The 26676-nt window shown below is 43.7% G+C and carries 20 protein-coding genes; 14 read left to right on the top strand and 6 right to left on the bottom strand.

The features are described from left to right. Positions 1 to 167 precede the first annotated feature (167 nt). From INQ51_RS05155 to INQ51_RS05135, 5 genes are all read left to right on the top strand, one after another. Positions 168 to 2444, top strand: coding sequence for an inorganic phosphate transporter (locus INQ51_RS05155; protein ID WP_233376809.1), 2277 nt, complete (start codon positions 168 to 170; stop codon positions 2442 to 2444). Between the two features lie 265 nt (positions 2445 to 2709). Beyond that, positions 2710 to 4980 carry an inorganic phosphate transporter gene (locus INQ51_RS05150; protein WP_233376808.1) on the top strand — a complete coding sequence of 757 codons (2271 nt, stop codon included), beginning with the start codon at positions 2710 to 2712 and terminating at the stop codon, positions 4978 to 4980. A 174-nt stretch (positions 4981 to 5154) separates the two neighbouring features. Beyond that, positions 5155 to 5994: a UDP-2,3-diacylglucosamine diphosphatase gene (locus INQ51_RS05145; protein WP_233376807.1), complete on the top strand. Its 840-nt coding sequence runs from the start codon at positions 5155 to 5157 to the stop codon at positions 5992 to 5994. Beyond that, positions 5994 to 7058 carry a glycosyltransferase family protein gene (locus INQ51_RS05140; protein WP_233376806.1) on the top strand — a complete coding sequence of 355 codons (1065 nt, stop codon included), beginning with the start codon at positions 5994 to 5996 and terminating at the stop codon, positions 7056 to 7058. The genes INQ51_RS05145 and INQ51_RS05140 overlap by 1 nt, the downstream gene beginning before the upstream one ends. Before the next feature lie 131 nt (positions 7059 to 7189). Further along, complete coding sequence (locus INQ51_RS05135; RefSeq protein ID WP_233376805.1) at positions 7190 to 7588, top strand: hypothetical protein; 399 nt, start codon at positions 7190 to 7192, stop codon at positions 7586 to 7588. 215 nt (positions 7589 to 7803) lie between these two features. Here the strand turns inward: INQ51_RS05135 and INQ51_RS05130 are convergent, their stop codons facing one another. Together INQ51_RS05130 and INQ51_RS05125 are read right to left on the bottom strand one after the other, a co-directional pair. Then, on the bottom strand, positions 7804 to 9117 hold the full coding sequence (locus INQ51_RS05130; RefSeq protein ID WP_233376804.1) for a hypothetical protein: 1314 nt from the start codon (positions 9115 to 9117) through the stop codon (positions 7804 to 7806). Positions 9118 to 9128: 11 nt separating this feature from the next. Then, a complete protein-coding gene (locus tag INQ51_RS05125; protein ID WP_233376803.1) occupies positions 9129 to 10124 on the bottom strand; it encodes a porin in 996 nt (331 codons plus the stop codon). 303 nt (positions 10125 to 10427) lie between these two features. Here INQ51_RS05125 and INQ51_RS05120 point away from each other — a divergent pair, with 303 nt between their 5' ends. The 6 genes from INQ51_RS05120 (at position 10428) to INQ51_RS05095 (ending at position 19178) form a co-directional block, all read left to right on the top strand. Continuing rightward, positions 10428 to 11105 (top strand): response regulator transcription factor, encoded by a 678-nt coding sequence (locus tag INQ51_RS05120; protein WP_233376802.1) that lies wholly within the window; start codon positions 10428 to 10430, stop codon positions 11103 to 11105. Between the two features lie 15 nt (positions 11106 to 11120). Continuing rightward, positions 11121 to 12884, top strand: a complete 1764-nt coding sequence (locus tag INQ51_RS22605; RefSeq protein WP_233376801.1) for a sensor histidine kinase — start codon at positions 11121 to 11123, stop codon at positions 12882 to 12884. Positions 12885 to 13198: 314 nt separating this feature from the next. Then, positions 13199 to 15844, top strand: coding sequence for a TonB-dependent receptor (locus INQ51_RS05110; RefSeq protein WP_233376800.1), 2646 nt, complete (start codon positions 13199 to 13201; stop codon positions 15842 to 15844). A 55-nt stretch (positions 15845 to 15899) separates the two neighbouring features. After that, entirely contained in the window at positions 15900 to 17018 is a 1119-nt protein-coding gene (locus tag INQ51_RS05105; protein ID WP_233376799.1) for a hypothetical protein, read from the top strand. A 242-nt stretch (positions 17019 to 17260) separates the two neighbouring features. Then, a complete protein-coding gene (locus tag INQ51_RS05100) occupies positions 17261 to 17725 on the top strand; it encodes a toxin-antitoxin system YwqK family antitoxin (RefSeq protein WP_233376798.1) in 465 nt (154 codons plus the stop codon). Between the two features lie 1105 nt (positions 17726 to 18830). Continuing rightward, positions 18831 to 19178 carry a carboxypeptidase-like regulatory domain-containing protein gene (locus INQ51_RS05095; protein ID WP_233376797.1) on the top strand — a complete coding sequence of 116 codons (348 nt, stop codon included), beginning with the start codon at positions 18831 to 18833 and terminating at the stop codon, positions 19176 to 19178. A gap of 58 nt (positions 19179 to 19236) precedes the next feature. Here the strand turns inward: INQ51_RS05095 and INQ51_RS05090 are convergent, their stop codons facing one another. Together INQ51_RS05090 and INQ51_RS05085 are read right to left on the bottom strand one after the other, a co-directional pair. After that, complete coding sequence (locus tag INQ51_RS05090; protein ID WP_233376796.1) at positions 19237 to 20247, bottom strand: helix-turn-helix domain-containing protein; 1011 nt, start codon at positions 20245 to 20247, stop codon at positions 19237 to 19239. 7 nt (positions 20248 to 20254) lie between these two features. After that, positions 20255 to 20812 (bottom strand): hypothetical protein, encoded by a 558-nt coding sequence (locus INQ51_RS05085; protein ID WP_233376795.1) that lies wholly within the window; start codon positions 20810 to 20812, stop codon positions 20255 to 20257. 184 nt (positions 20813 to 20996) lie between these two features. Here INQ51_RS05085 and INQ51_RS05080 point away from each other — a divergent pair, with 184 nt between their 5' ends. Next, a complete protein-coding gene (locus tag INQ51_RS05080; RefSeq protein WP_233376794.1) occupies positions 20997 to 21944 on the top strand; it encodes a lipoate--protein ligase in 948 nt (315 codons plus the stop codon). A gap of 76 nt (positions 21945 to 22020) precedes the next feature. Here the strand turns inward: INQ51_RS05080 and INQ51_RS05075 are convergent, their stop codons facing one another. Next, positions 22021 to 23397: a TrpB-like pyridoxal phosphate-dependent enzyme gene (locus INQ51_RS05075; RefSeq protein WP_119437280.1), complete on the bottom strand. Its 1377-nt coding sequence runs from the start codon at positions 23395 to 23397 to the stop codon at positions 22021 to 22023. Positions 23398 to 23789: 392 nt separating this feature from the next. Between INQ51_RS05075 and ybaK the strand changes: the two genes are divergently transcribed. After that, on the top strand, positions 23790 to 24263 hold the full coding sequence (ybaK, locus tag INQ51_RS05070; protein WP_233376793.1) for a Cys-tRNA(Pro) deacylase: 474 nt from the start codon (positions 23790 to 23792) through the stop codon (positions 24261 to 24263). A gap of 130 nt (positions 24264 to 24393) precedes the next feature. After that, positions 24394 to 25395, top strand: a complete 1002-nt coding sequence (trpS, locus tag INQ51_RS05065; protein ID WP_119437441.1) for a tryptophan--tRNA ligase — start codon at positions 24394 to 24396, stop codon at positions 25393 to 25395. A gap of 60 nt (positions 25396 to 25455) precedes the next feature. Here trpS and INQ51_RS05060 read toward each other — a convergent pair whose 3' ends face one another. Further along, positions 25456 to 26466: a LacI family DNA-binding transcriptional regulator gene (locus tag INQ51_RS05060; RefSeq protein ID WP_233376792.1), complete on the bottom strand. Its 1011-nt coding sequence runs from the start codon at positions 26464 to 26466 to the stop codon at positions 25456 to 25458. Positions 26467 to 26676 lie beyond the last annotated feature (210 nt).

Raw genomic sequence — 26676 nt, 5'->3', positions numbered from 1 at the left:
TGGCGCAGTTGTTTTTGGTGATCTTCAGAGAATTGAAGGGAGGAAAGGCGAAGTTGTTTGTCATCCGGGACCCACTTGCTTTTGGACGGAATGAAGAGAGAATAAGTTTGGGAAGCAGAAACAGATAAAACAGATAGTTAAAAGAAGCCGTGATTAAATAGATTGTAATGGAAAATTTTTACTTAGTACTGGTAGTAGTATTATTTGCTTTGGCAATTTCAGACTTGATTGTCGGGGTGAGTAACGATGCTGTTAACTTCCTGAATTCCGCCATTGGCTCAAAGGCGGCGCCCAAGTGGGTGATTTTTCTAATGGCCAGTTTGGGAGTGCTGGTGGGGGCAACTTTCTCCAACGGAATGATGGAAGTGGCCCGAAAAGGGATCTTTCATCCCGAAATGTTTATGTTCTCCGAGATCATGATCATTTTCCTGGCAGTGATGATTACAGATGTTATCCTGCTTGATTTGTTCAACACCTTTGGAATGCCGACTTCCACCACCGTATCCATCGTTTTTGAATTGCTGGGCTCGGCCGTGGCGGTTTCAGCCGTCAAAATAAAAATGGCCGGAGGCTCCATTGTAATGGAGTTGTCGCAGTATATTAATTCGAGTAAGGCATTGGCCATTATTTCGGGAATACTGGTTTCGGTCTTTATTGCATTTACGGTGGGAGCCATTGTGCAATACGTTTCGCGCCTGGTGTTCTCGTTCAAATACCGGCCTGTGATGAAATACATGGGAGCCATTTTCGGAGGTATGGCCATTACTGCCATCACTTATTTTATGCTGATCAAAGGAATGAAGGGGTCTTCGTTTGCCGATATTCAGCTTGATTCGGGTGTTACCCTTCAGGAGTGGCTGAATAGTAACACGATCCGGATAATGATCTATGGATTCTTTTGCTGGGCTTTGTTGTTGCAGTTACTGCGTTGGATTTTCAAGGTTAAAATACTAAAGCTGGTGGTGCTGGTCGGAACCTTTGCCTTGGCCATGGCGTTTGCCGGAAACGATTTGGTGAATTTTATTGGGGTTCCCCTGGCCGGTTATAATTCCTTTAAAGCCTGGGTAGCGGCGGGGGCTATTTCGCCCGACAGTTTTGGCATGGGTATGCTGGCCGGAAAAGTAGGAACACCCACTTACATGCTGGTTATTGCGGGTTTGGTGATGATCCTTACCTTAATCCTTTCCAAAAAAGCACGTTCGGTGGTAGCAACAACGGTTGATTTGTCGCGGCAAAGCGAAGGCGAATCCGAACGTTTTGACTCTTCCATGGCGGCACGTTTCCTGGTTCGTTCATCTACGCGTTTTAATAAGAATTTGCTTCGGGTTATGCCTGCCGGGCTTACAAATGCTGTTCGTTCAAGGTTTGAACCGCATTCCTATTATAGCACCGAAGACCCTGATGCCCCGGCTTTTGATAAACTACGGGCCGCTGTAAACCTGGTGGTTGCCAGTATTCTGATTGCGATCGGAACTTCGCTAAAGCTCCCGCTTTCTACCACCTATGTTACTTTTATGGTGGCAATGGGTACCTCGCTGGCCGACCGGGCCTGGGACCGCGAAACGGCTGTTTACCGCGTTTCCGGTGTGTTTTCGGTAATCGGAGGCTGGTTTCTTACCGCAATAATCGCTTTTACCATATCGTGCTTTATTGCCTTTTTGATTTCGGTTAGCGGGACCTTTATGATTTTTGTGTTTATCGCAGTAGCTATTTTTATAGTGATACGTACCCAGCTGTTTTTTAGCAAACGTGCCCAAAAACTGGCTGCCGAGGAAGACGAAGACATTGTAGATGAAGATGCAAAAGAGCAGATTATTGAAAAAAGCTCGAAACAGGTGGTGAAAACGATTGTGTCCAGCAACCAGGTGCTCACCATGGGAATTGAAGGCTTTTTACACGAAGATCTTCAGGCGCTAAAAAAGGCCCAGGAAGCTTGCGAGGAATTTTCGAAAAAGGCAAAACGCAACAAAGACAAAGTTTATACAACCATTAATAAAATTGCAGGAGACACGCTCGAAACGGGGCATTTCTATGTGCAAATGGTCGAGCATCAGCGCGAAATGGCTCACGCCGTTCATTTTATGCTGGAGCCCATGGTGAAACATGTTCAAAACAACCACAAACCATTTGTTGCCGATCAGGTTAGTCAGCTCGCCGGTCTGTCGGGGCGGGTGGATACATTCTTTAATTATGTGTTGCATGTGGTGAAAGAAGAAAACTTTGATGACCTGGATAACCTGATCAAAGAACGTGACGCCATTCTGGATGCATTGGGGAAAATTGAGAAATCGCAGATCAAGCGAATCAAGAATAAGATGGTGAATACACGTAACTCCCAGTTATTCTTTAAAATCATCACCGAAACGGAACATTTGTTATTGCATTCCGTGAACCTGGTAAAAGCTCAGCGCGACTTTATTAAATTCACACGACAAACAAAATAAACCATACCCTTATTTTTTGGGATAAAGCCGGATGTTAAATTCCGGCTTTTTTTGTTACATTTAGTTAAGATTCTTTGAAGTATTTATTGTTCTTGATTTCAGTGGGTTAAGTGTTGGTGTGCATGATAAAGTAATATAAATGTAATAAAAGTGTAATCGTTTTGTAATACCAATCCTTCAATTTTGTTTCGTGAAAAAATCATTGACATCAACTAGTTAGTAGGTTGTTTTACAGTGAATTAAATACGTCATTAAATACTGAATAATGGAAAACTTTTACCTGGTTCTGGTAGTCATTTTGTTTGCACTTGCCATTTCCGACCTGATCGTAGGCGTTAGTAACGATGCCGTAAACTTTCTGAATTCTGCCGTGGGCTCCAAAGCGGCTCCCAAATGGGTCATTTTCTTAATGGCCAGCCTGGGAGTGTTGATCGGCGCCGCATTCTCCAACGGAATGATGGAAGTGGCCAGAAAGGGAATCTTTCACCCCGATCAGTTTTATTTTTCTGAGATCATGGTGATCTTTCTTGCGGTAATGATTACCGACGTCATCCTGCTGGATATGTTCAATACCTTCGGGATGCCGACTTCCACTACTGTTTCCATCGTTTTTGAGTTACTGGGGGCGGCTGTTGCCACTGCCATCGTAAAAATCAAAATGACTGGTGGAACCGTTTTACTCGAACTTTCGAACTACATTAACTCGGGGCAGGCACTCGGAATTATATCCGGAATTTTGCTCTCCGTGTTTGTGGCCTTCACGGTGGGGGCCATCGTTATGTATTTCGCCCGTATGTTGTTTTCGTTTGAATACGGAAAATCCATAAAATATTTTGGTTCTGCTTTTGGCGGTCTGGCCATTACAGCCATTACTTATTTTATGCTGATCAAAGGGATCAAAGGTTCGGCTTTTGCCGATATCCCACTGCCATCAGGCGAAAGCCTTAGCAACTGGATCAAGCACCATACTTTTACGGTGTTGCTGCTTAGTTTTGCCGGTTGGACCGTGTTGATTCAACTGTTAAGCTGGATCTTCAAAATTGATATTCTGAAAGTAGTGGTGCTGGCCGGAACTTTTGCCCTGGCAATGGCTTTTGCCGGTAACGACCTTGTTAACTTTATCGGGGTGCCGATTGCGGGTTTTAAATCGTTTGAAGCCTGGCGTGCTGCTGGTGGAATTGCCCCGGATGCCTTCTCGATGGAGATACTGAAAGAGAAGAGTGCCACGCCAATTTATATGTTGCTGATCTCGGGCCTGGTAATGGTGGCTACACTGATTTTGTCGAAAAAGGCACAGGCAGTTACCGAAACAGAGGTAAACCTGGGACGCCAGACAGAAGGAATGGAACGTTTTGGTTCTTCGCTTGTGGCCCGTTTAATGGTGCGTCACTCTATTCGGTTTAACAAATCAATAGGCAGGGTGATCCCGTCAACAGTTACCAGCCAGATTCAGAAGCGGTTTGTCCCGGTTTCACTGGGGCCGGCTGACGATCCGCGAACCCCGGCTTTCGACAAGGTGCGTGCCTCGGTGAACCTGGTAGTAGCCAGTATTCTTATTGCGCTTGCCACTTCCATGAAACTGCCTCTTTCTACTACCTATGTAACGTTTATGGTAGCCATGGGAACTTCGCTTTCCGATAGGGCATGGGATCGCGAAAGTGCCGTTTACAGGGTGTCGGGAGTGTTTGCCGTCATTGGTGGTTGGTTTCTAACCGCACTGATTGCCTTTACTGTTTCGGCCCTTATTGCCACCATTATCTCGGTGGGTGGTAAATTCATGATATTTGTATTCATCGCCATTGCTATTTTTATGGTGGTTCGCACACAGCTTCTTTTCAAAAAACGCAGTGCTAAAAAACTGGCTGAAGAGGTAGAAGCTTTTGAAGAAAAAGACGGTGTGGAAAAAGTAGTTCAGAAATGCCGCAAGCATTGTGTAAATGCGATTGAAACCAGTAATAAGATATTCTCGGTGGGTGTGGGTGGCTTTTTGGCCGAAGACCGTGCCCAGTTGCGGGAAGCTCTTCAGTTGAAAAACGAGTTAAACGTCAAATCGAAAAAAGTAAAGGCAAAGATTTTCTCCACCTTGTCGAAGATCGAAGACCAAGCGGATTACGGACATCATTATGTGCAGGTGGTCGATTACCAGCGCGAAATTGCGAATTCCCTGAATTTCCTGATTCAGCCGCTTTTTGAACACATGGAGAATCAACACAAGCCGTTTACCGACGAACAGGCCGGTGAATTGCGAAAATTGATGACCAACATTGATAAGTACCTGGATCTGGCGCTTCTGGTGGTTACGAAGAATAAGTTTGACGAGATTGATAATCTGACTTCGATGCGTGACCGGATTATCGAACAGCTTCAGAAAACGGAAAAGGCGCAGATCAAACGTATCAAAACCAAGGAAGTGAATACGCGTAATTCGGTATTGTACTTCAACGTGAACAGCGAAACTAAAAATGTGTTGCTGCGAACCATTAGCATGGTAAAAGCATACCGCGATTTTGTCCAGGTCACTCAACCTAAAAAATAAAGTTTCCGTGCAATAACTTTTAAAAAGCCATCCGTCAGCTGACGGATGGCTTTTTTGATGCCGCTTGTGCGGTCTAAGTCTTCTTCTCCAAATACTTTTTATTCCAACTTTAATAATTGTGTAACCGCCTGTTAATAAGAGCTTCGTTTATTTGTAAGATATATTCGGAGTTGTATGAATAAAAGACAGATCGAGATTTCAGTAATATCTGACTTACATCTGGCGACCCACGCTTGCAAACCCAAACAAATCCTGGCTTATCTGAAATCGATCCAACCTGATACGCTTGTTCTGAACGGTGACATCATCGATTCGTGGCGTTTTTCTCGGAATTATTTCCCGTCGAGCCATCTGAAGATCATCCGCCAGTTGATCAAAATGATGGAGAAAGGAACCTTGATTTATTATGTAACAGGGAATCACGATGAGTTTTTGCGCAAATTCAGCGGAACAAAAATCGGAAGGCTTGAGATTGTCAACCAGTTTATTTTTACCCGCAACGGGGTGAAAACGTGGATTTTTCACGGCGATATTTTTGACCACATCATTCATAGCTCAAAAGGACTTGCCAAATTGGGTGCTGCGCTTTACGGGCTTCTTACTTTGGTGAATAAAGCATTGAATTTCTTGTTGCAGAAAATAGGAAAGCAGGAAATGATCATTTACAAGAGCTTAAAAAAGAACCTGATAAGAAAGAAAAAAGCTCCGTCGAAGTTTGAAAACGAACTGGGACAGTCGGCCGCAGCACAAGGGTACGATGTGGTTATTTGCGGCCATACACACAGCCCGAAGGACAAAATGTTGCAGGTGGGGGAGAAACAGGTTCGCTACATCAATTGTGGCGACTGGGTAGAGCATTTCACGGCTGCCGAGTATTACAACAACGCTTGGCAACTTTATACGCAACACGAAACCGTAATGGAGACAGCCGCCGAGGAACCGGAAATTCCGGCCGGACAGCTGTATCAAACCTTGGTGCGAGAGTTGACATTTACAAATTTATCCCTTCAGTAATGAAAGTTCTGTACGCCATTCAAGGAACCGGAAACGGGCACCTGGCCCGCGCCATGGAAGTAGTGCCACAACTGCAAAAGATGGTGGAAACCGATGTGATGATCAGCGGAATACAGGGAGACATCGAATTGCCATTTCCGGTGAAATACAGGTTTTACGGTATCAGCTTTATTTTTGGAACCCGTGGTGGTGTCGATTTGTGGAAAACGTTCACTCGTCTCAGGCCATTTCGGTTTATCCGGGATATAGTCCGTTTACCCGTAAAAGAGTACGACCTGGTTTTATGTGATTTCGAGCCGGTGTCGGCGTGGGCATGTAAACTGAAAGGGAAGAAATGCATTGGGATCAGTCATCAGAATGCGGTGTTACACCCCGATGCACCAAAGCCGGAAAAGGAAGACTGGCTGGGAAAACAGATTCTGAAACATTATGCGCCGGCCAGCGAAAAATATGGTTTTCATTTCAGTGCCATCGGTCGCTCGGTGTTTACTCCGGTTATTCGCCCTGCTATCCGGGAAGCCGCTCCGGAAAACAAAGGGCACTATACAGTGTATTTGCCAGCCTACAGCAACGGCGAAATCGAAAAGGTGCTTCACCGTTTTCCGCAGGTACAGTGGCAAGTGTTCTCCAAGCACAATCAAACGTCCTATCAGTCCGGAAATATATTGTTTCAACCGGTTTCCCTCAACAGCTTTTCTGCGTCGTTTATAAGTTGCAAAGGCATATTGTGCAATGCCGGTTTTGAAACTCCGGCCGAAGCCATTTACATGGGCAAGAAGTTGTGTGTGATCCCGATGAAAGGGCAGTACGAGCAGGCCTGCAATGCTGCATTTTTGGAAAGCATGGGGATTCTCGCGTTGTCGTCGCTGGATGGCAATCGGTTGACACAATGGCTGGAAGAAAAGAATCGTTTGCAGATCCGCTATCCGCACCACATCCACGAAATTTTAAGCATGATCACTCTCCGGCACATTTATGAGAATATGTCAAAGGTTTCCTCCGGCAAAAGGAAAAATATCGCTGAAAAGCGCAAGGCTTTTTTTACGGTTCCCGGCATGGGATGAGGGGACCAGAGGCTTCTTTTTCTAAGTTTCCCGAGGTTTCTGTTTAACCATTTATTAACGGGCATTTAATCATTACACAACCTGCTGTAAGCTCTTTTGGGCTAACTTGCCTGAAGTTAACTGAGAGGATTATGAAAGACAAAGCACGACTGATTTACAAAACAAGCAATACCTGTTTCCCCGAATACCTTCCGGTGTATTTTTATGGGCTGCCCAATCAGAAAATGTTGGTGCTTTTTACCCGTGAGCGGCAAAACGATTTTGTTCGCAAATCGTTGGAATGGGTGGTGGCTGCTCATCTCGAATTTCGCTACGATTACCAATCGAACGTTATACTCGACCACGAGAATCAGTCGTACGACTTCGAGGAATTTAAAGAGTACATCGATCAGATGCAGCAACGAATAAAACCGTTGCAAACTTATGGTACCTTTCATAATTGGGCGGAAGCTGAGCAGTTTTACAACAGCAATGCTTCCCAAATGCTGTACAATCCTGAATTTACGGCAAGAGTGGTCAGCCACTCTTAGTTAGTGTCTGCAAGAAAACTCCGTTAACTGAATTACGCTCTTTCTGAAAACTGTCATTTGCGAAAGTAAACTCCTTGATTTTCAGAAGTTGCAAGCCTTGCTCCCGAAGTTTTCTTACAAAGACTAGCCGGCGTTTAGATAATACCCAACACAGTTTGGAAAGTCCGATTCAAAAAAAATATTCCGAAAACAAAGGGAAGTGAGCCCGTTCTCTGCTATTGCTGAGACAGCAGTGTCCATCCCTCGATCCAGTTGTCTTCGCCAAAAGCACCTTTGAAATCAACCACCTGAAACCAGGGTAGAGGATACTCCAGCAGATCGCCCTTTATTTTTTCTTCCGGAACAAAATCTCCTGAAGCGCTATTGATTTTAGGATCGCCAATCTCGTTTTTGGATGTGTTGAAAGCGGCTGCCCATTCATTGGCCATTTCCGGGGAATAGAGACCCGATAATTTGAAAATACTTTCCGGAGTGGAAGAGGCTACATCGTAAAACAGGTTGGTTTTGATCGACAGTTTGCCGTTTTTCCACTGGTTGTAGCTATCGTGTTGCTGGTCGGTTACCTCAATCGAAATGCCTTTGTCTTTGTTCACAAAAACTGAATTGGCAATGGTTCCGCCCGCATTCTTCTCAAAACTAACGCAGGTGCCGGTACTCGATTTTCCACTTCCGACCAGGGTGAGGTTAAAGAGGTTGGGTAGCGAATTTGGGATTCCGTAAATAGGATCCACGCCGCCGCCGGCCTCAATGAGGTTGTCGCCCGGAAGATCTTCCTGTACTCCCAGCCAAAATTGTCCGTTGCCCGACCAGCCCAGGTCGTAGTCAAACAAATCGTCGCCACAACCCGAAACCACCATGTGTTTCAGGCTAACCGTACCACCAAAAATCTCCACACCGTCGTCTTCGTTCGAAATAACTTCCACGTAATCGATTTGGGTTTGATTGCCCACACCGCCCAGTGTCAGGCCGTTGATTTCGTTTCCGTCACCAATGTTGGTGCCTCCGTGACGGATTGAAACGTATTTCAGAATACCTGAATTGTCGTTCTCGTCGATTCCGCCGTAAAGTCCGCGTGGTTCTGCCAGCGGAATTCCTTCGATGGAAGCTTCGCCGCCGCTTAAGTTAATGGGGGCGTTGCCCAAAATGATCAGCCCGCCCCACTGGCCCCGGATATCACGGGATACGGAGCCTTTCAGATCGTCGTTTTCCGAAGTTAAAATAATGGGTTCGGCTTCCGTTCCTTCGGCAATGATTTTGCCGCCACGGGCCACAATCAATGCGCTAGCATTTTCGGCCTGCCCGCTTTTAAAACGAATGACGGTTCCCTCTTGGATGGTCAGCACCTGTCCGTCGTTTACAAAAATAAAGCCTTCCAGTACGTATTCTTTGTCTTTTGTCCAGGTAACGGTGCCGGTGCCAAGGCCATTGTCGGTGATGGTTTCGCTGTTTCCTTCCAGTATGTAGTCGCTTTTACGGCACGCAATAACTGTTACCGCTACAAGCAGAAATATGATTATCCGGTTTTGCATGGTTTCAGATTTTACAGTTTAACTTCCAGATCGAGAAAAATAAAGGCCTTGGTTTTTCCATTCGCTGCCGAAGGTACCCAGTCGTGGTAGTTGAGCGCCATTTTTATTTTTTTTATGGGCTCGTACTGAATACCGGCTACCAGGGCCGTTCCGTCGTTGGCAAGGTTCCACGGGTTTTCTTCCCCGCTGAGCTTGTTGGAAGCCATTTGGTCGAACCGGGCGAATAACTGGTATTTCCCGGTGATGTTGTACTTGGCAAAAATCGAGTAACCATAACGGTCGCGCCCGTCTTTCCATTTTTCGTTGGTGCGGTAAAGCGCTTCCCCGGCTATGTTTGCTTTTTTCTTAAAATTGTAAGAAAGGAAAATGTGGTAAGTGGATTGCAGAAGATCGTTGTTGGTAAAATCGTAGTACAAACGGGTGGTAAAGTTTTTCACGGGCACAATAGTGGTGGCCAGCGAATACTTAAAAATACCGTCGGTTTGTACGTTGTTGTACCCTTCGCCGTTCATTACGGTAAAGTCTATTTCCCAGGCATCAGAGAAAGTATAATTAATGTTCATCCCAAGGTCGGCTGAAGGGCCTATGGAATATTCATCAGCGAGTGTTTTCATCAGGTAGCGGCGCTCCCAAACATCCTCCATCAGTTTGTATTGCCGTAAGCTGATCAAACCGAACTCCACTTCCAGCTTGTTTTCAGTATAGCGCAAAAAGGCATTTTTGAAGTAGGCATAACGGCGGGCTTTGGCATATTCCGAAAGGTCTTCGGGACTTCCGATATCGAGGTTGACTTTTGCATAAAATTCGGGGCTGAACTGATATTGGTACCCAATGTACCCACGTACCAGTTCAAAAGCTGACTCGTCGGCGGCGCTGCTTGTCAGTCCCTGATGGTAATTGGCAAAAATGGTGGCAAAGGCAGTGCCTGAGGGACTAAAGGTACTCTCCTGAGAAAAAACGGGTAGTACCCCAAAAAGCATAAGTAGCTGTAGCAGTGTCTTCTTCATTTCAATCGTTTGTTTAGCAATTCGCGGCAAAAATAGAAGTTAATCGTTTTGTAATGAATCCTTAACCGGAATGAAATTACTTTTCTCTATAAATGTAATGGATTTGTAACAGAAATGTAATAGAACTGTAACGGATAGATAACCTTTTGCTAACATACGAAATACAATGGCTGACTGCAAGTTGAATCTGATGAATCGTTCTGGCGTAATCTGACTTATTTTAATTAATTTCGTCGTTGTAAATCAAAGTGCTGATTACTTCTTTGATTGATCAGGGAAATATCGAAGCCGAAAATTGCATCTATGGAAGAAGAATACAAGATACTCATTGTTGATGATGAGAAAGACCTGTGTGAAATCTTGCAGTTTAACCTCGAAAGCGAAGGTTTTGTAATCGAGATTGCCCACTCGGGCGAAGAAGCCTTAAAAAAGAATATCCAGGATTTTGATCTTCTCTTGCTGGATGTAATGATGGAAGGCGTTTCGGGCTATAAAGTGGCCAATGTTATCCGGAAAGAGATGCAGTTGTCTGTCCCCATTATTTTCCTGACGGCAAAAGTAGAAGAAAACGATGTGCTGACCGGCTTTAACGTTGGGGGCGATGATTATATCTCAAAACCTTTTTCGATTAAAGAAGTGGTGGCGCGTATCAAGGCCATTCTGAAAAGAGGAAGCCGCGTGGGAAATGATTCCAATGTGATTAGCTTCAAAGAGCTGAAGATCGATTTGAGAAAGAAGATCACCACCATTGAAGGAGAGCCCGTTAATCTGACCCGAAAAGAATACGAAATTCTTTCGCTGCTGGCTAAAAACATGGGACAATACATTAGCCGCGACGAGATTTTAAAACGTATCTGGCAGGACGATGTAATTGTTACCGAGCGAAATGTGGATGTTAACATTGCGCGCTTGCGTAAAAAGATTGGCGAATACGGCGCTTACATAAAAGGCAAATCGGGTTACGGATACTGTTTTCAATAGCTAATTTTCTGAACAGTGAAAAGATCATTCAGGGGCGAAATATTTTTCTACTACATCCTGGTATTTGTCCTGTTCACCATTACGGTTTTGGCATTCCAGTACCAGCGCGAAAAAAGCTACAAGCGGGCGCGGCTCGAAAATACACTGGACAACATTACCGAAATCACCGATAAATTTATTCGGGGAAACCATTTACTAGAAGATAATCATGTCAACGATCTGGCTGATCTGATCAGTATTCTTCCCGAAACCAATCCACGTATTACGGTTATCAGCAAAGAAGGGAAGGTGCTGTACGATAGTTTTGTGAAAGACTATTCGTCGATGGAGAACCACTACAACCGCCCCGAAGTGATGAGGGCGCGTGCCAACGGGAGTGGTGCCAACATTCGTACCTCGGCTACCACCAGCCAGGAGTTCTACTATTATGCACGGCTTTTCCCGCATTATTACATTCGTGCCGCCCTTGTTTTCGATGTTACCGTAAAAGATTTTCTGAAAACCAGTACACAGTTCATCACTTTTATGGTGGTTCTTTTCCTGGTTATCGGATTGATCCTGGTACTTGTAACCATTAAGCTTTCGTATACCATTACCAAACTGAAGGATTTTGCGGTGCGAGCAGGAAGCAACGAACTGGTGGCTTTCGATACAAAATTTCCGGCCAACGAACTGGGCATTATCAGCGGGCAGATCATCCAGATTTACAACAACCTGAAAAAGACAAAAGATGACCTTTCCACGGAAAAGGAAAAGCTTTTTAATCACCTCGATGCGCTGGATGAAGGAATTGCCTTTTTCTCGCCGCAAAAGGTGATGACGCTGTCGAACGGTAAGTTTATTGAAATGGTGAACCTGCTTTCGAAAAAGGAAGTGGTTTCGGCTACCGAAATGCTGGAGAGTTCGTCGTTTAAAAAACTGCATTCATTTTTGTCTGCTTATTTGGAAACCGGTGCAGTTGATCTGGAAAATAAAGTTCCCAAGCTCGATTATACCGTTTCGAAGGAAGAGAAGTATTTCAGGATCTATTCCATCATTTTTGCCGACCGCAGTTTTGAGGTGGTTGTTACCGATGTTACCCGGCTGGAAAAGAGACGCTTGATGAAGCAGCAGCTTACCTCGAACATTGCCCACGAGTTAAAAACACCGCTTTCGTCCATCCGGGGCTACCTGGAAACGATTCTTGAAAACTGGCCCATCCCGGAAGAAAAGCAAAAGTATTTCCTGGAAAAGGCATTTTTTCAATCCGAACGGCTAACGGTACTGATCAACGATATTTCGCTGATCAACAATATTGAAGACGCGGGCGAGCTGTTCGAAATGAAACAGGTGGATATTAAGAAGATCACCAACGATGTTTACGAGTATTTTTCGAGCAAGATCGAGCACAATAAAATTGAGTTCATCGACGAGGTGAAGCTGAATACTGTGATAAGCGGAAACGAATCGTTGCTGTTTTCCGTGTTTCAGAACCTGGTGGAGAATTCGATAAATTATGGCGGGCAGGGAATCCGCATTCATATTAAATGCTATCACCGCGACGAACGGTATTATTATTTTTCTTATTCGGATACGGGCGGCGGGATTCCGAAAGAACATCTGCCACGTATTTTTGAGCGTTTTTACCGGGTAGACAAAGGGCGCTCGCGTGTCACTGGTGGAACCGGCCTGGGACTGGCGATCGTTAAAAATGCCATTCATCTTCACAACGGCCGGGTGTCGGTAAAAAATCGTCCTAAAGGCGGGGTGGAATTCCTTTTTTCGCTTTCCATTAAATAAGTGCAGTTTTAGTTTCCCCTTTCTGTTAATAAATAATTGATTTATCAGCGGGCCAAAGTACAACCTGAAAAAGCTGGTTTTCGTTGGTCTTGTTTGTGTATGTTGCATGTTATCAGTGCTTTGTGAGGGGTGGTGGAGATGTTGCAATTCTGTTAAGCAAATGTAATAATAGTTTAAAGGGGTATTAATCGCCTTGTAATATTATTGGTCTTGCTTTGCTCCCGGAATTAATAATAGACATTAACACTGCACATTTTTAGAGTATGAACAGAATTGTTATTAGCATCTTACTGCTAATTCAAGCGATTTCAGCTATGGCACAAACCGGTTCGGTAAAAGGAACGGTGATCGATGCAAAAACCAAAGAGACATTAATAGGAACTACGGTAATGTTAAAAGAGACCTCGCAGGGTACCATTACCGATTTCGACGGGAATTTTCTGGTTCAGAAAGTTCAAGCCGGAAAATATACCTTACTGATTTCTTTTATCTCGTACGATTCACAAGAATTGAACATTGAGGTAAAACCGAATGAAGAATTAACATTAAATGTAGCGCTTTCGCCGGCCACTCTCGAGTTGGAAGGCGTTCAGGTAGTGGCCAAGGCCAACCGCGAATCGGAAAGTATGTTGCTGGCAGAGCAGAAAAATGCCGTTGTTGCAACACAGGCCATTGGTGCCCAGGAAATATCCCGGAAGGGAGCCAGCGATGCAGAGGCCGCCGTAACCAAAGTTTCGGGTATTGCCAAGCAGGAAGGCGTAAAGAACGTTTTCGTTCGTGGCTTGGGCGACCGCTTTAACGCTACCACTTTAAACGGATTTCCGGTTCCGTCGGAAGATCCTGAGTACAAAAACATTTCACTTGATTTCTTTTCGTCCGACATGATTAAGGCTGTCGGCGTAAACAAAGTATTTAGTGCCCAAATGACAGGTGATGTAGCTGGTGCCGAGATAAACATCAGTTCGAAGGAGCTGCTGGGAGATTCGGAGTTTGGGATTGATCTTTCGGCGGGCGTCAATACACAGACTCTTGGGAAAGAGTTTATGCTTAGCGATGGCGTGAACGCCTTGGGTTTTGCGCAAAACAAAACGGCTCCTTCCAACGAAGCTGTTTACAGTTTTGGCAATTCACTAAATCCCACAAGCCAGAATCTTCAGCTAAACAGGGCGCTTAGTTTTGCAGGTGGAAAACGTTACAAAACAGGCGCAGGCAAAGATATGCTGAGCTTTTATGTGATTGGCAGTTATGACGCAGACTACAGCTATGTGAACGGAATTGTGCGCAACACCACAACTTCGGGTACTGTTTTTCGTGATCAAATGTCGGATGAGTTTGAGCTAAAAACTACCCATTTGTTAATGGGAAATCTGGAATATGGTTTTAAAGACTACGACCTGAGTTACAACGCGATGGTGATACATTCGAACACCCGTTCGATGCTGGATTATAACGGAATGCATTCGAATTTCGAAGATGTGGATGATTACAAAGGATTAATCCGTCGTCAGCAAATTAATGACAATACTCTGATTGTAAATCAGCTGCGTTTGAACCGTCAGTTTAACAGCCGGTTGAGCGCCAACACCGGAGCATCATTTAACTACACGATGGGAAGTGAACCCGACCGTCGTATTAATTATCTCTCCGATCTGGGGAATGGAAAATACCATTTACTCAAGGGAACCGGGCGTCAGCAACGTTTCTTCTCCGATCTAAACGTCGCAGATATCAACGTTCAATTTGAAATAAGTTATAAACTCACCGACGATGAAGAGAATGTATCGCTTGTAAAAGCAGGGTACAAAGGACGTTTTGCTGTGGATGATTTTCAGGGTATTGAGTGGGACAACCAGCGTGTTACCCAACCTGAGATCGACCAAAACAACATCGATCTCGATGGGCTGTTTAATCAGTCCGCACTTGATAACAGAGACTTTATCAACTCTGAATTTGAGAGCTCGTACAGTGTAGATAAATACATCAACTCAGGATATGCCGAACTGATGTATCAACTGAATCCGTCATTGATCCTGAATGCCGGACTGCGTGCCGATCTGGTTTACCTGGATGTTGCCTACGACGTAAACCGGGGATCGAGCGTTGGTAATACTACCAAAGACTATTTCTACCTGTTGCCAAGTCTTAACCTGAAATACAGTCTTAACAAAGATAATGTGGTACGCCTGGGAGCCAGCCGCACTTACACTTTGCCTCAATCGAAAGAAATTTCACCCTACCGCTATGTGGGGCGAAACTGGAGCTCGCAAGGTAATCCCGACCTTATTCCATCCACTAACTACAACCTGGATCTGAAGTGGGATTATTTTTTAAGTCGTGACGAGCTGTTTTCTGTGGCCGTATTTGGAAAATACATTCAGGACCCGATTTCAAGAATAGAAAAAGCCAGTGCCGGCGGTTTTCTTACTTATGAAAACATTGCCGACAACGCCATCATAGGCGGGGTAGAAGTGGAAGCACGCAAGAATTTGTTCTCCACCCAGAAAGACAATAACGATACCTATAGTAAACTGAGTGTGGGGGTGAATGCTTCTTACCTGAAAACGGATGTGGAGGTGAAAGGAGGACTGAATTTCACAAACAAGAAAACCGAACTGGAAGGTGCCGCACCCTTTCTTGTGAATGCAGATCTAAGCTACCAGTTTCATAAAACCGATCTTGATTTTACTGCATCGCTGGTGGAGAACTATTTCAGTGAGCGTATTTATACTGTTGGTGCGGGTGGCTATCAGGACATTGTGGAAAATGGCGTTCCTACACTCGATTTTGTGTCTTCATTAAAGTATAAGAAGCATTGGGGACTGAGCCTCAAGGCTCGCAACCTGCTCGATCCTTCGTTCAGACTTACCCGCAAACCAAACGCCGCCGGAGCCGATCCGATTGTGCTGAGCGATTACAAAAAAGGCATGAGTTTTAATCTTGGAGTATCCTATAATTTCTAGACAGGAAGTAAAGAAAATAACGAAAAATAATCACAACTCTTTAAAAATCTTAAAAATGAAAAAAGTATTATTTGCACTTACAGTTGTAGCAATGTTGTTCTCAGCATGCTCTAGTGACGAGGAGGATGTAAACTTCTTCGATGGAAACGAACTGAAAGGTGATATTGTTGAAGAGGTATCGCTTAGTGCCTCAATTGAGTACAAACTGACCGGAACCCTGAGTATCAAGGATGGTGGAATCCTTCGTATTCCTGCCGGAACGGTGATAAAGGCCAACAAAGGTTTTGCCAACTATGTAATCGTAGAGCAAGGCGGTCAGATATTCGCTGAAGGAACTTCCGGCAAACCGGTAAAATTCACTTCCGGAGCAAGTTCACCTGCCGCTGCTGACTGGGGCGGCCTGATCATTAATGGTTATGCTCCTATCTCAGGTGCCACTTCAGGTACTGAAGGACAGACAGAAGTGAACGAAGACCTGCCTTACGGAGGAAACGTAATTGCTGATAATTCCGGAGTTTTGACTTATGTGATTCTGGAATATACAGGCGCCCGCTCAAACGAAGATGTTGAGCATAATGGACTTACCCTGAATGGCGTAGGTAACGGAACCCGAATTGAAAATATTTACATTCCCAATGGAGCGGACGATGGTGTTGAGTTTTTCGGCGGATCGGTTAACGTGAAAAATCTATTGGTTGTAAATCCGGATGATGACATGTTTGATGTTACGCAGGGCTGGACCGGTACCTTAGACAACTGTTACGGAGTTTGGGAATCGGGTTACACTTCTACCGAATCAGACCCGCGTGGAGTAGAGGCTGATGGTAACCTCGACGGAAAAGGCGAGGACCACGTTGATCAGTCAAACTTCAAGATCAAGAACATGACCATTGTTAACGAGTCAGCTTACGAAATGAATGACGTGATCAAAATTCGTCGTGGAGCTACAGCTACCATTACCAATGCATTGGCCATTGGTGGAACTACCGGAGATATTGTTGACCTGACCGATAGCAGGGGTGGTGCGAATGCTGCTACTTCTATCAGTTTAACTGTTCAGGATGTAACCGGAAATCAGTTGAAAGAAGACGGAAACGGAGATAATGTTTCATTTGCTACAGGTAATACCGGAGCAACAACTTCAGTATTCGACTGGACAAGTTACGGTTTCTAGAAAAGGAGCACGCGAAGACGCATTAGTGAAAAAAACATAAAGCCTACGCAGTGTTTAATGGCAGGAAGGTTGTAGAACCTTCCTTGGAGCCCCGGGTTTGCCCGGGGCTCTTTTTTTTGAGCAAAGTGCCTGTTTCATATGTGTTGCAAAAATGTTACAGAAGTATTAAGCCGTGTATCTTTTTTGTTAACTTTGCGTTAACTAGAATGACGTTAACACAATTATCAAAAAAGGAGGCTATCATGAAAAAGCTAGCATTTTTTGTTGGAATTTTGTTGATAGCGTTTTCAGTAAATGCTCAGAATCTGACTGAAATAGATGGTATTTATTACCAGGATTCTGAACTTTACACCGGTAAGTACACCACTTACTTCGACAACGGCCAGGTGAAAATGGAAACCAATTTCATCAAAGGCATGAAAGACGGCGAATGTAAGTTGTATTTTGACGATGGTCAGGTTAACGAAGTTCGTTCTTACAGGAAAAATGAGATGCATGGAATTTGGTTGACTTTCAACCTGAAAGGTACCAAAGTAGCACAGGCATCTTACAAAGACGGTAAGAAAGACGGAAACTGGTACGTTTGGGATGAAGACGGCCATTTGAAGTATGAACTTTGTTACAAAGACGGTGAAAAAACCGGGACATGGAAAAGCTACAACGAAATGGGTGTGGTAATCAACGAAAGAGACTACACCGGGATTTAAAACTTGATGTCATTAAAACACTGCATAGAACGTCTGCCTTTTAAAGGCAGACGTTTTTTTTGTGCCGGCTTCAAAAACAGATCAGTTTATCATTAGGTTGAAGTCAACGAAAATTGCCAATAACTATTTTACTTATTCTTTCTGTTGCGAGCTTTCATCTTTTACTTAAAAAAACGAGGCAATCCCGATCAGGAACTGTAACGACTCGCATACTATGGCCTCGTCCGGTGAGCCGAAAAACAAGTGAAGACGGCGTTAAAAGAGTTCGGTTGTTTGACCCCGAGCATTCGGGGGAGTTTCGAACTCTTAGCCGGCAACATGTAGTTTTTCGTGTGAAGCGGGCGCAGCCTTGACTTTTGTGTTTACTATTTGTGTTATGACAAATAGTAAAATCCGGCTGATAAGCCAAAAATCAGCAATAACAGAAATACCTTACTTGTTTAAATAGTCTGTCTCTTCAAGCCTTTAGGGTTCTTTTTGTCTAGATAACTTTTGACTCAGTTCCAAAAACAACTGGAGTATATCTTTTTCAAACAGGAGTCGGATCAATTAATATTATTGAGGGATTATTGATGAGATTTAACAGTCACTATTTTTGTTCCTTGTCTTTCCAGACGGGAAATACTTTTTCTCCCGAGCATTCGGGACTGAAAAAGTATTCAAAAAAGCCGCCGCTGACAGGAAAATTGCTAAAGTCAAAATCATTCCGCTAAAAGAAAAGAAACTCATCCCGATTTTAAGATCGGGATTCAAACAGCTTCTCTTTTTTAACGCTGCATGACTTTTCTTTTTTAACGCATTTTCCTGTAGGCGGAGCCTGAAGGAACGTCTGTGCAGTAGCGTTGCCTATTGGTCGACCCATCAACCAGTTTGAAACCCAGTTTGGTGTATCGATCTTGCCGATAAAGATTAAGGTTTATGACATAAGACAGCACTTGGAGTGGCTCCAGCTAAAATTCCATATGAACCAAATTTATGTTTGAAAATTTAAGGGGCCCGAATATTGAACCGATCCCCTAAAATCTTTAATTGTTTTGTAATAAAATCGCAATTCGGATGTAATGAATGAGCTATACTTTTGCTTGAGTTATCGAATCGCATTTCAATGAAAACTCTTTTAAGTATTATTCTGGTTTTTACCTTTTTTCTGGCGGTTTCAGCCGACGAGAAAGAACATAAAGTACTCAACGCCGAAGTTGCCAGCGTTTCCATTTCCGGTACCGTAACCGACGATAAAACCGGGGAAACACTGGTGGGAGTGGAAGTAAAACTGGAGGGGACCGATAAAAAATGTTACACCGGTTTCGACGGGGAATTCTCCTTCGAGGATGTAAAGCCCGGGAATTACGACATTACGGCCAGTTATATTTCGTACGAAAAGTGCGAACTCCAAAAGCAAAATATCGATATTTTCTCAACCCAGTTGGAAGTTAAGCTGAAGCCTGTTCTTTAAAGTTGGCAGGTTTATAATATTCGTATGGGACCGTCTGCCTGCTGGCAGACGGTCCTGTTTATTTCGTGAAAGATGGAATGTCCAAAATTTCTTTTCTCGATTTGATACTGAGTTTAGAGAAGATGCTGTTAATATGCGATTTTACAGTACTTAAACTGATATTCAGTTCTTCCGAAATTTCTTTGTTTGATTTTCCTTTTTGAAGTAGTGCAAAAATATTTCTCTCTTGTATCGTAAGCTCTTGAAGAATATTTTTTGATGGTAGTTTTGCTCTTTTTGATATAAAGACCATCAACAAAATACCAAGAAGGAGTCCCATAACTCCAAATATCACTGCATAATAATTTTGGCTTTTCTTTACGGAAACCTTCTTCCTGAATTCGTTGAAATAAGGCGATCGTTCTTTTTTCCATTTCCTCAGAAAGCGAATATAGTAACCTGGATTGGTTTCAATATGAGATTCAAAATTGCTTTTGTAAAGGGCATAAAGTGCTACCAAAGGGTAAGAACAGGTATCGGCGAATTGTCGAAGCTTCTCATCCATTGCATTTTGAAGTAATTCCCGTTTTAGAGAGCTGCCGTATAAATTTACAGTGTCCTGGTAGGCCAGCATACTGTTGATTTCATTCAAAAGGCGACTCTGAGGTGAATTTTCTATGTTCACATTTCCAAACAGGGTTTCTGAATGCCTGCAGTTAAAGTAAATATCAGACTCACTGTTGGCGATGAAGAAAATGTGATTTTCATCTTTTCCTCCAATAATTAAGGAAGCCGGAGGATCTCCTTTTTTGGAAAGATGCAGTCGGTATAAATGATTTTCCTTGGGGAGATAGTCGGTAGAAAAAGAAAACTGATCTTTGTTAATGTCAGATATATCAATGATCATCTGTTTTGACATCGAATTCATTTGATCCAAATTCCCAATTAGTGAAATATACATGACTGAGTTCCACGTTGTGTCTGCCTGAATACTTCCCCCAATACGATGCGTTGCATTTGAATGGAGAAATAGTAGCAAGTTTGCCAGTAATAACAATGAACTCCCTTTTACGAAGCTTTTGTAATTCATTGAATAATCATTTTTCAGATAGTACTTGTCTGCTGGCGACAACAATGTAACCACTAGCATTCGTTGGGGAAAACTTTACAATCCAATCGCCCAGCATTGGATTTTTGATCGATTTCGATGTTCTTCCTGAGACAAATTCACTTAGCTCATTTTTTTTGTTCGGTGTAACACTGGCTTCTTCGTTGTTGGCTTGTGAATTTTTAGATGTTGTTTTTCCATTAAAAAAATCGTCGATCTTAGTTTTGTCTGTATTCTTCGGTTGTGTATTTATTTGACAACCAACCGAGAAACTTCCTTGTTTCTTTCCTGCAGGATCATAAATCTCAACTTCGAGTTCTCCATTATTTACTGAACTTTTTATCTCGAGATCAAGCATACAATTCTGCATATTCACCTTTATTGTCAGTTCCTGTTTTTCTGAAGTATTGGAAAACTCAATTTTTCGATTTATAAGAAATTGGGTTTTTTCCTTAATCGCAGAATCTGGTAAAGTTTGCGCTTTTGAATGAAAGAAAAAGAGCATGGTGATTACAAGGAATGTTGAGGCTAGAATTAACTTTTTCATGATTATATTTTTTATGATTTGACTGAACAAATCTATTTCAAATAGAAAATTTATGTAAATAAACCGGGTTTGAAATAAGAACGAAGAAAGTTGGGAAAAGTGATGAGGAACCAAGGTATTTTGATTTTATGCGAATATTATGGGGCATTTCCGATCATTCATTTACAAATTGTAAATTAGCAGCATGATCTGCATTCATTTAAAAAACACCAATTCCTTTTATTGCCTGGCGGCTGAAGAGTACCTGTTAAAGAATTTCGACGATGATATTTTTATGCTTTGGCAAAGCAAAGACACTGTAGTGTTGGGGAAACACCAGAACGCAATGGCAGAGATCAATTATCCGTTTGTGCGCGCGAACAATGTCACGGTTGCGCGGCGGATTTCCGGCGGAGGTACCGTTTTTCACGATGCCGGCAACGTAAATTTTGCCTTTATCAAAAATGTGAAAAGCCCGGCCGAAATCAGTTTCAAGCAATTTACGCAACCGGTGGTGGAAGCTTTGGCTTTGCTGGGCATTGAAGCCACTTCATCGGGGCGAAACGATTTGCTGATTGAAGGTCTGAAAATTTCGGGCAATGCAGAGCATGTTTTTAAAAACCGTGTGTTGCACCACGGAACGCTGCTTTTTAATTCCGATCTGGAGAGCCTGGGGCAGTCGATAAAAGTGGTTGCCGGGAAATACGAAAGCAAAGCCGTTCAGTCGAACCGAAGCAAAGTGGCCAACATTTCTTCTTTTTTGAAGGAGACAATGTCCATTCAGGAGTTTATCGGTTTTCTGCTGGATGTTCAGCTTAAAAAAGAAGGGAATACTTTTTATGAAATAACTAGTGGAGATGAGACTGTCGTTCAGGAACTGGCCGATCAGAAATTTGTGACCTGGGACTGGCGCTATGGTTATTCGCCGCGGTATGTTTTTAACAACAAAGTAGAAATCGACGGCAAAGAAGTTGTGATTCGCCTGGAGGTAAAAAAGGGAATCATTGACAGCGCAGAGTTAGGTGGTACTTTTTTCCCGGCGGAGGAAGCAGCTCGTCTTTCCGAAAAGCTGGTAGGTGTTCGTCATTTCTATGAAGACATTGAATCGGCTCTTTCAACACAGAATGAGCAATTGATTTACGCCTTTTTTTGATACAGGCATAAAAGAAAAGCGTGCTGCAAATACAGCACGCCCTTCTGATATTTGAGATTCCAATATTCGAATCTTCCTATTTCGGTAGCGGGTAACCTTCCAGTTTTTTCAGGTTTTCCGCGATTTCCGATTCCGGGTATTCATAATCGTTCAGGGCGCCGGCCATGTATTTGTTGTAACCAACAAGGTCCATCAAACCGTGTCCGCTGAAATTGAACAGAATCACTTTCTCTTTCCCTTCTTCTTTGGCTTTTTTAGCCTCGCGGATGGTGGCTGCAATGGCATGTGTAGTTTCGGGTGCCGGAATAATACCTTCGGTTTTGGAAAACAACAAACCAGCTTCGAAACATTCGCTTTGGTGAATGGCAACCGCGTCCATTAAACCATCGCGCAGGGCAGCACTTACCAGCGGTGCCATACCGTGGTAACGCAAACCACCGGCGTGAATAGGAGCGGGAACAAAATTGTGTCCGAGGCTGTGCATTGCCAACAGCGGAGTCATTTGAGCCACGTCGCCGTTGTCGTAAATAAACGGTGCTTTTGTCAACGTCGGGCAGCTGAATGGTTCAGCTCCAATCACCTGAATATCTGCTCCATTGATTTTGTCGTACATAAACGGGAACGAAATTCCGGCGAAGTTACTTCCTCCACCGCAGCATCCGATTACGATATCGGGTTTGTCGATGCCCACTTTTGCCAGCTGTTTTTTGGCTTCCAATCCAATAACCGTTTGGTGCAGCATTACGTGGTTGAGCACCGAGCCCAGCGAATAACGGGTTTCGCCCTTCGGGTCGCTTACGGCAGCTTCTACTGCTTCCGAAATGGCAATCCCCAAACTTCCGGGAGTATCCGGGAACTGGGCCAGAATATCGCGGCCGGCCTTTGTTTCGGTACTCGGACTGGCAACACAGTTTCCGCCCCAGGTTTCCATCATCATTTTACGAAATGGTTTCTGGTCGAAACTTACACGCACCATAAAAACTTTACACTCGATGCCACCAATCTGGGCACAAGCGTACGACAGGGCAGAGCCCCATTGCCCGGCACCGGTTTCGGTAGTCAGTTTCTTGATCCCGAATTGTTTGTTGTACCAGGCTTGCGCCACGGCTGTATTGGGCTTGTGACTTCCGGCGGGCGAAACACCTTCGTTTTTATAGTAAATCTTGGCAGGAGTTCCCAAAGCAGCTTCCAGTTCGTAGGCCCGGATCAGCGGGCTTGGGCGCCACTGCATCAATATTTGGCGGATTTCTTCCGGAATGTCAATCCAGCGTTGCTGGCTCACTTCCTGCTCTATCAGGTTCATCGGGAAAACGGGAGCCAGCATCTCCGGCGTCAGTGGTTTTCCGTCCGGTCCGAGCGGCGGATTTAACGGTGTTGGCAGATCGGGTGCCAGGTTATACCATTGTTTGGGAAATTCCGATTCATCAAGATAGATCTTCTTTTGTCTGGTCATGATTGTTTATTTTTTTGTTGTTAATTTTTGTATTGACTCTATTCAATTTCCAATAAAAAAAGGGATCTGTTGATAGCACAACAAATCCCTTTTCCCGGTTTTCACCGCAAATTCATATCGTTATCTCGCGCTTCCATTTTAACGTTGCGCCAGCTCCATTCTTTTCCGTATAAAGGCTGTTTGTACATTCTGTCTTTTTGAATGAAGCGTAAAGCTAATTATTATTTTTTTCTGAGAAAATATTTCAGTTTTTAAAATGACGTTCTCTTTTCATGATGCTTTGTTTAAGCAGCACTCAGATGTCCGGAAAAATCGATTAGCAACATTTGTTTGGAATGATTTGCATGGATTGTACCGGATAATTTTCAATTTTACAGCAAAATAAATTCAGCATGAAGAAAACAAACGCCGCGCGTATGCTCGATAGCCACAAGGTGAGCTACAATATGGTGGAATACAAAGTGGATGAAGCCGATTTAAGCGCGGTGCATGTGGCTGCTTCGCTGGGGCAAAACGTTGAACAGGTTTTTAAAACACTGGTGTTGAGAGGAAATGCAAGCGGTGTGTTTGTGTGCATTGTTCCCGGAGATGCCGAGGTGAATTTGAAAAAGGCAGCAAAAGTTTCGGGAAATAAAAATGCTGAAATGGTGCCAATGAAAGAGCTGCTGGGTTTGACCGGGTATATTCGCGGAGCCTGTTCTCCGTTTGGTATGAAAAAAGTGTACCCGATGTATATTCACGAAACGTGTCAGAATTTCGATTTTATTTTTGTGAGTGCCGGGAAAAGGGGAATGCAACTGCAGGTTCATCCCAAGGATATAGTTTCGATTGCAGGGGCCGTTGTATGCGATTTAATTGATCTCTGATTTTTAGGGAGGTTGTTTTTGGTACCCATGGTTATTCCGGTATTAAATTTCGCGAACCCCATTCGTTTTTAGCTTTTTACTTTCGGGCTGAATGCCTATTTTTGCAGCTACTTTTAATCAGAAATTTGGAATGGAGAAACCGACAGTTGTAAGCGGGATAAGACCCACGGGCTATTTACACCTCGGAAATTATTTTGGGGCTGTACAAAATTTTATCAGAATGCAGGATGATTTCAACTGCTATTTTTTTATTGCTGATATTCACTCGTTAACCACGCACCCAACGCCTGAGAATTTGCAGTCGGGTGTGCGCCAGGTTTTGGCAGAATACCTTGCCTGTGGAATCGACCCGGAGAAAGCAACCATTTTTATTCAGAGCGATGTACCCGAAGTTTCGGAATTGTACACGCTGTTGAACATGAATGCTTATTTGGGCGAACTGGAACGTACAACGTCGTTTAAAGATAAAGCACGTCAGAACCCCGACAACGTAAACGCCGGTTTGCTTACTTACCCGGTTTTGATGGCGGCTGACATTATCATTCACAAAGCTCATTTTGTGCCGGTTGGAAAAGACCAGGAACAAAACCTGGAGATGGGGCGGAAATTTGCCAAGCGTTTCAACCGCATGTACAAAGCTGATATTTTCCCGATCCCGCGTCCGTTTACTTTCGACGGGAAAGACATGATCAAAGTGCCGGGGCTTGATGGAAGCGGTAAAATGGGAAAATCGGAAGGCAATGCGATTAACCTTTACGAAGATCCGAAATCGATTCGGAAAAAAGTAATGCGTGCGGTTACCGACACGGGCCCAACAGAAATGAACCAGGAAAAACCTGAGGTTATTCAAAACCTGTTTACGCTGCTTGATATTGTTTCAACACCTGATACAGTGGCTCATTTCGACGAACTGTACAACAAATGCGAGATTCGCTACGGCGATCTGAAAAAACAGTTGGCAGAAGACATTATTAAATACACGGCTCCGATTCGCGAACGGATCATCGACATTCTGGAAGATGATGCTTACCTGGCCAAAGTCGCTAAAATGGGAGCGGAGAAGGCACGTGAGTCGGCTCAGAAAACACTACATGAAGTAAAAAGTGTGATTGGCTTTAAAAAGCTGTTTTAAATCCACGATTTTCAAAAAGATACGAGCCGGGCTGTAAAGTCCGGCTTTTTTATGATCGTACTAGTTGATTTTTCGGATGGAGTCCCTCAGTTTCATGCTTGGTTTGAGTAGTACCTGGCTAGTGTTAATGTCCTTGTTTTGAATTTTTGAAAGCAGAAACTTAACGGCAATTTTGCTGATGTCGCTAACCGGCTGCGCAATGCAGGAGAGTGTCGTGGACAAATAATCGAGGTAAGGATGATCGTCAAAAGTTATCAGAGAAATGTCGTTTGGCACATGAATGTTCTCTTCTTTTAACGCTTTCATACAACCCATCGCAATGGTGTTGCTAAGTGTAAATATGGCAGTTGGTCGTTGTTTTTGCTGAAGCAACAACTTGGTTTCCAGGTAGCCGTTTTGAAAGGTAAAATCGTCGCCAACAATGTTAATGTCTTCGTGTCCTGCCTCTTTCATGGCATCAGTAAATCCCTTTACCCGCAGGCGGTTGGGCGTGGAAGTTTGTACTCCCTGAATACATGTGATCCTGGAGTGCCCGTTTCCGATGAGGTATTGCGTGGCTTTGTAGGCTCCTTCGTAGTTATCGGTAGAAATGTAAGGTATGTCCAGGTCTTCAAAATAGCGGTCGATGCAAACAACCGGAATTCCCTGGTCCTGGATTTCCTTTATGTGTTCCCATTGGTCGCCGCACGGAACAATGATCAGGCCCTCGATGTTGCGGGCCGTCATTTGCAGAAGTTCCATTTTCTCAATTTCAACATTTTCGTCGCTGTCGCTGATGATGGTGATGTAATTAAATTTCCGGAGTTCTGTATTTATCTCGCTGGCAATTCCGGCAAAGAAAGGGTTGTTCAGCGATGGGATTATCAAGGCTAAAGTACTACTTTTTCCGGTTCTCAGGTTGGCTGCAAAATGATTGGGAACATAGTGCAATTTCTTGGCTGCTTCTCTTACTTTTTCCTGCGATTGTTTTCCAATCCGGTATTGTTTAGCCTTTCCGCTTAAAACCCTTGATACGGTGGTAATGGAAAGTCCGGTCATTTCGGCGATATCGGTGATACTTGCTTTCTGCATGAATTTACCTCGATGTACAAACGTTTGTCTTATCTAAAATATTTGATGCAAAGGTAGTAAAATCGAAAGAGTGAAGAAAGTTATATCGTGTGATGATTCTTTATTATACATTATTTGGGAATGCATACTCTGTTTAATAGTCATTTACAGCTGTGTGGAAATTTCATCGATGATCATAATAAAATTTGCACAAACGTTTGTACAAGATTG

Source organism: Maribellus sp. CM-23, assembly GCF_021354595.1.
In the GTDB taxonomy this organism is placed as follows: Bacteria; Bacteroidota; Bacteroidia; order Bacteroidales; family Prolixibacteraceae; genus Draconibacterium.
This window is presented reverse-complemented; position numbering and strand designations above follow the sequence as displayed.

Coding starts and splice junctions, on each gene's coding strand:
- trpS (WP_119437441.1), top strand. CDS start 24,394: ATGGAGAAACCGACAGTTGTAAGCGGGATAAGACCCACGGGCTATTTA.
- INQ51_RS05095 (WP_233376797.1), top strand. CDS start 18,831: ATGAAAACTCTTTTAAGTATTATTCTGGTTTTTACCTTTTTTCTGGCG.
- INQ51_RS05140 (WP_233376806.1), top strand. CDS start 5,994: ATGAAAGTTCTGTACGCCATTCAAGGAACCGGAAACGGGCACCTGGCC.
- INQ51_RS05075 (WP_119437280.1), bottom strand. CDS start 23,397: ATGACCAGACAAAAGAAGATCTATCTTGATGAATCGGAATTTCCCAAA.
- INQ51_RS05080 (WP_233376794.1), top strand. CDS start 20,997: ATGATCTGCATTCATTTAAAAAACACCAATTCCTTTTATTGCCTGGCG.
- INQ51_RS05150 (WP_233376808.1), top strand. CDS start 2,710: ATGGAAAACTTTTACCTGGTTCTGGTAGTCATTTTGTTTGCACTTGCC.
- INQ51_RS05105 (WP_233376799.1), top strand. CDS start 15,900: ATGAAAAAAGTATTATTTGCACTTACAGTTGTAGCAATGTTGTTCTCA.
- INQ51_RS05085 (WP_233376795.1), bottom strand. CDS start 20,812: ATGAAAAAGTTAATTCTAGCCTCAACATTCCTTGTAATCACCATGCTC.
- ybaK (WP_233376793.1), top strand. CDS start 23,790: ATGAAGAAAACAAACGCCGCGCGTATGCTCGATAGCCACAAGGTGAGC.
- INQ51_RS05130 (WP_233376804.1), bottom strand. CDS start 9,117: ATGCAAAACCGGATAATCATATTTCTGCTTGTAGCGGTAACAGTTATT.
- INQ51_RS05145 (WP_233376807.1), top strand. CDS start 5,155: ATGAATAAAAGACAGATCGAGATTTCAGTAATATCTGACTTACATCTG.
- INQ51_RS05125 (WP_233376803.1), bottom strand. CDS start 10,124: ATGAAGAAGACACTGCTACAGCTACTTATGCTTTTTGGGGTACTACCC.
- INQ51_RS05120 (WP_233376802.1), top strand. CDS start 10,428: ATGGAAGAAGAATACAAGATACTCATTGTTGATGATGAGAAAGACCTG.
- INQ51_RS05135 (WP_233376805.1), top strand. CDS start 7,190: ATGAAAGACAAAGCACGACTGATTTACAAAACAAGCAATACCTGTTTC.
- INQ51_RS05100 (WP_233376798.1), top strand. CDS start 17,261: ATGAAAAAGCTAGCATTTTTTGTTGGAATTTTGTTGATAGCGTTTTCA.
- INQ51_RS05110 (WP_233376800.1), top strand. CDS start 13,199: ATGGCACAAACCGGTTCGGTAAAAGGAACGGTGATCGATGCAAAAACC.
- INQ51_RS05090 (WP_233376796.1), bottom strand. CDS start 20,247: ATGAATTACAAAAGCTTCGTAAAAGGGAGTTCATTGTTATTACTGGCA.
- INQ51_RS05155 (WP_233376809.1), top strand. CDS start 168: ATGGAAAATTTTTACTTAGTACTGGTAGTAGTATTATTTGCTTTGGCA.
- INQ51_RS05060 (WP_233376792.1), bottom strand. CDS start 26,466: ATGCAGAAAGCAAGTATCACCGATATCGCCGAAATGACCGGACTTTCC.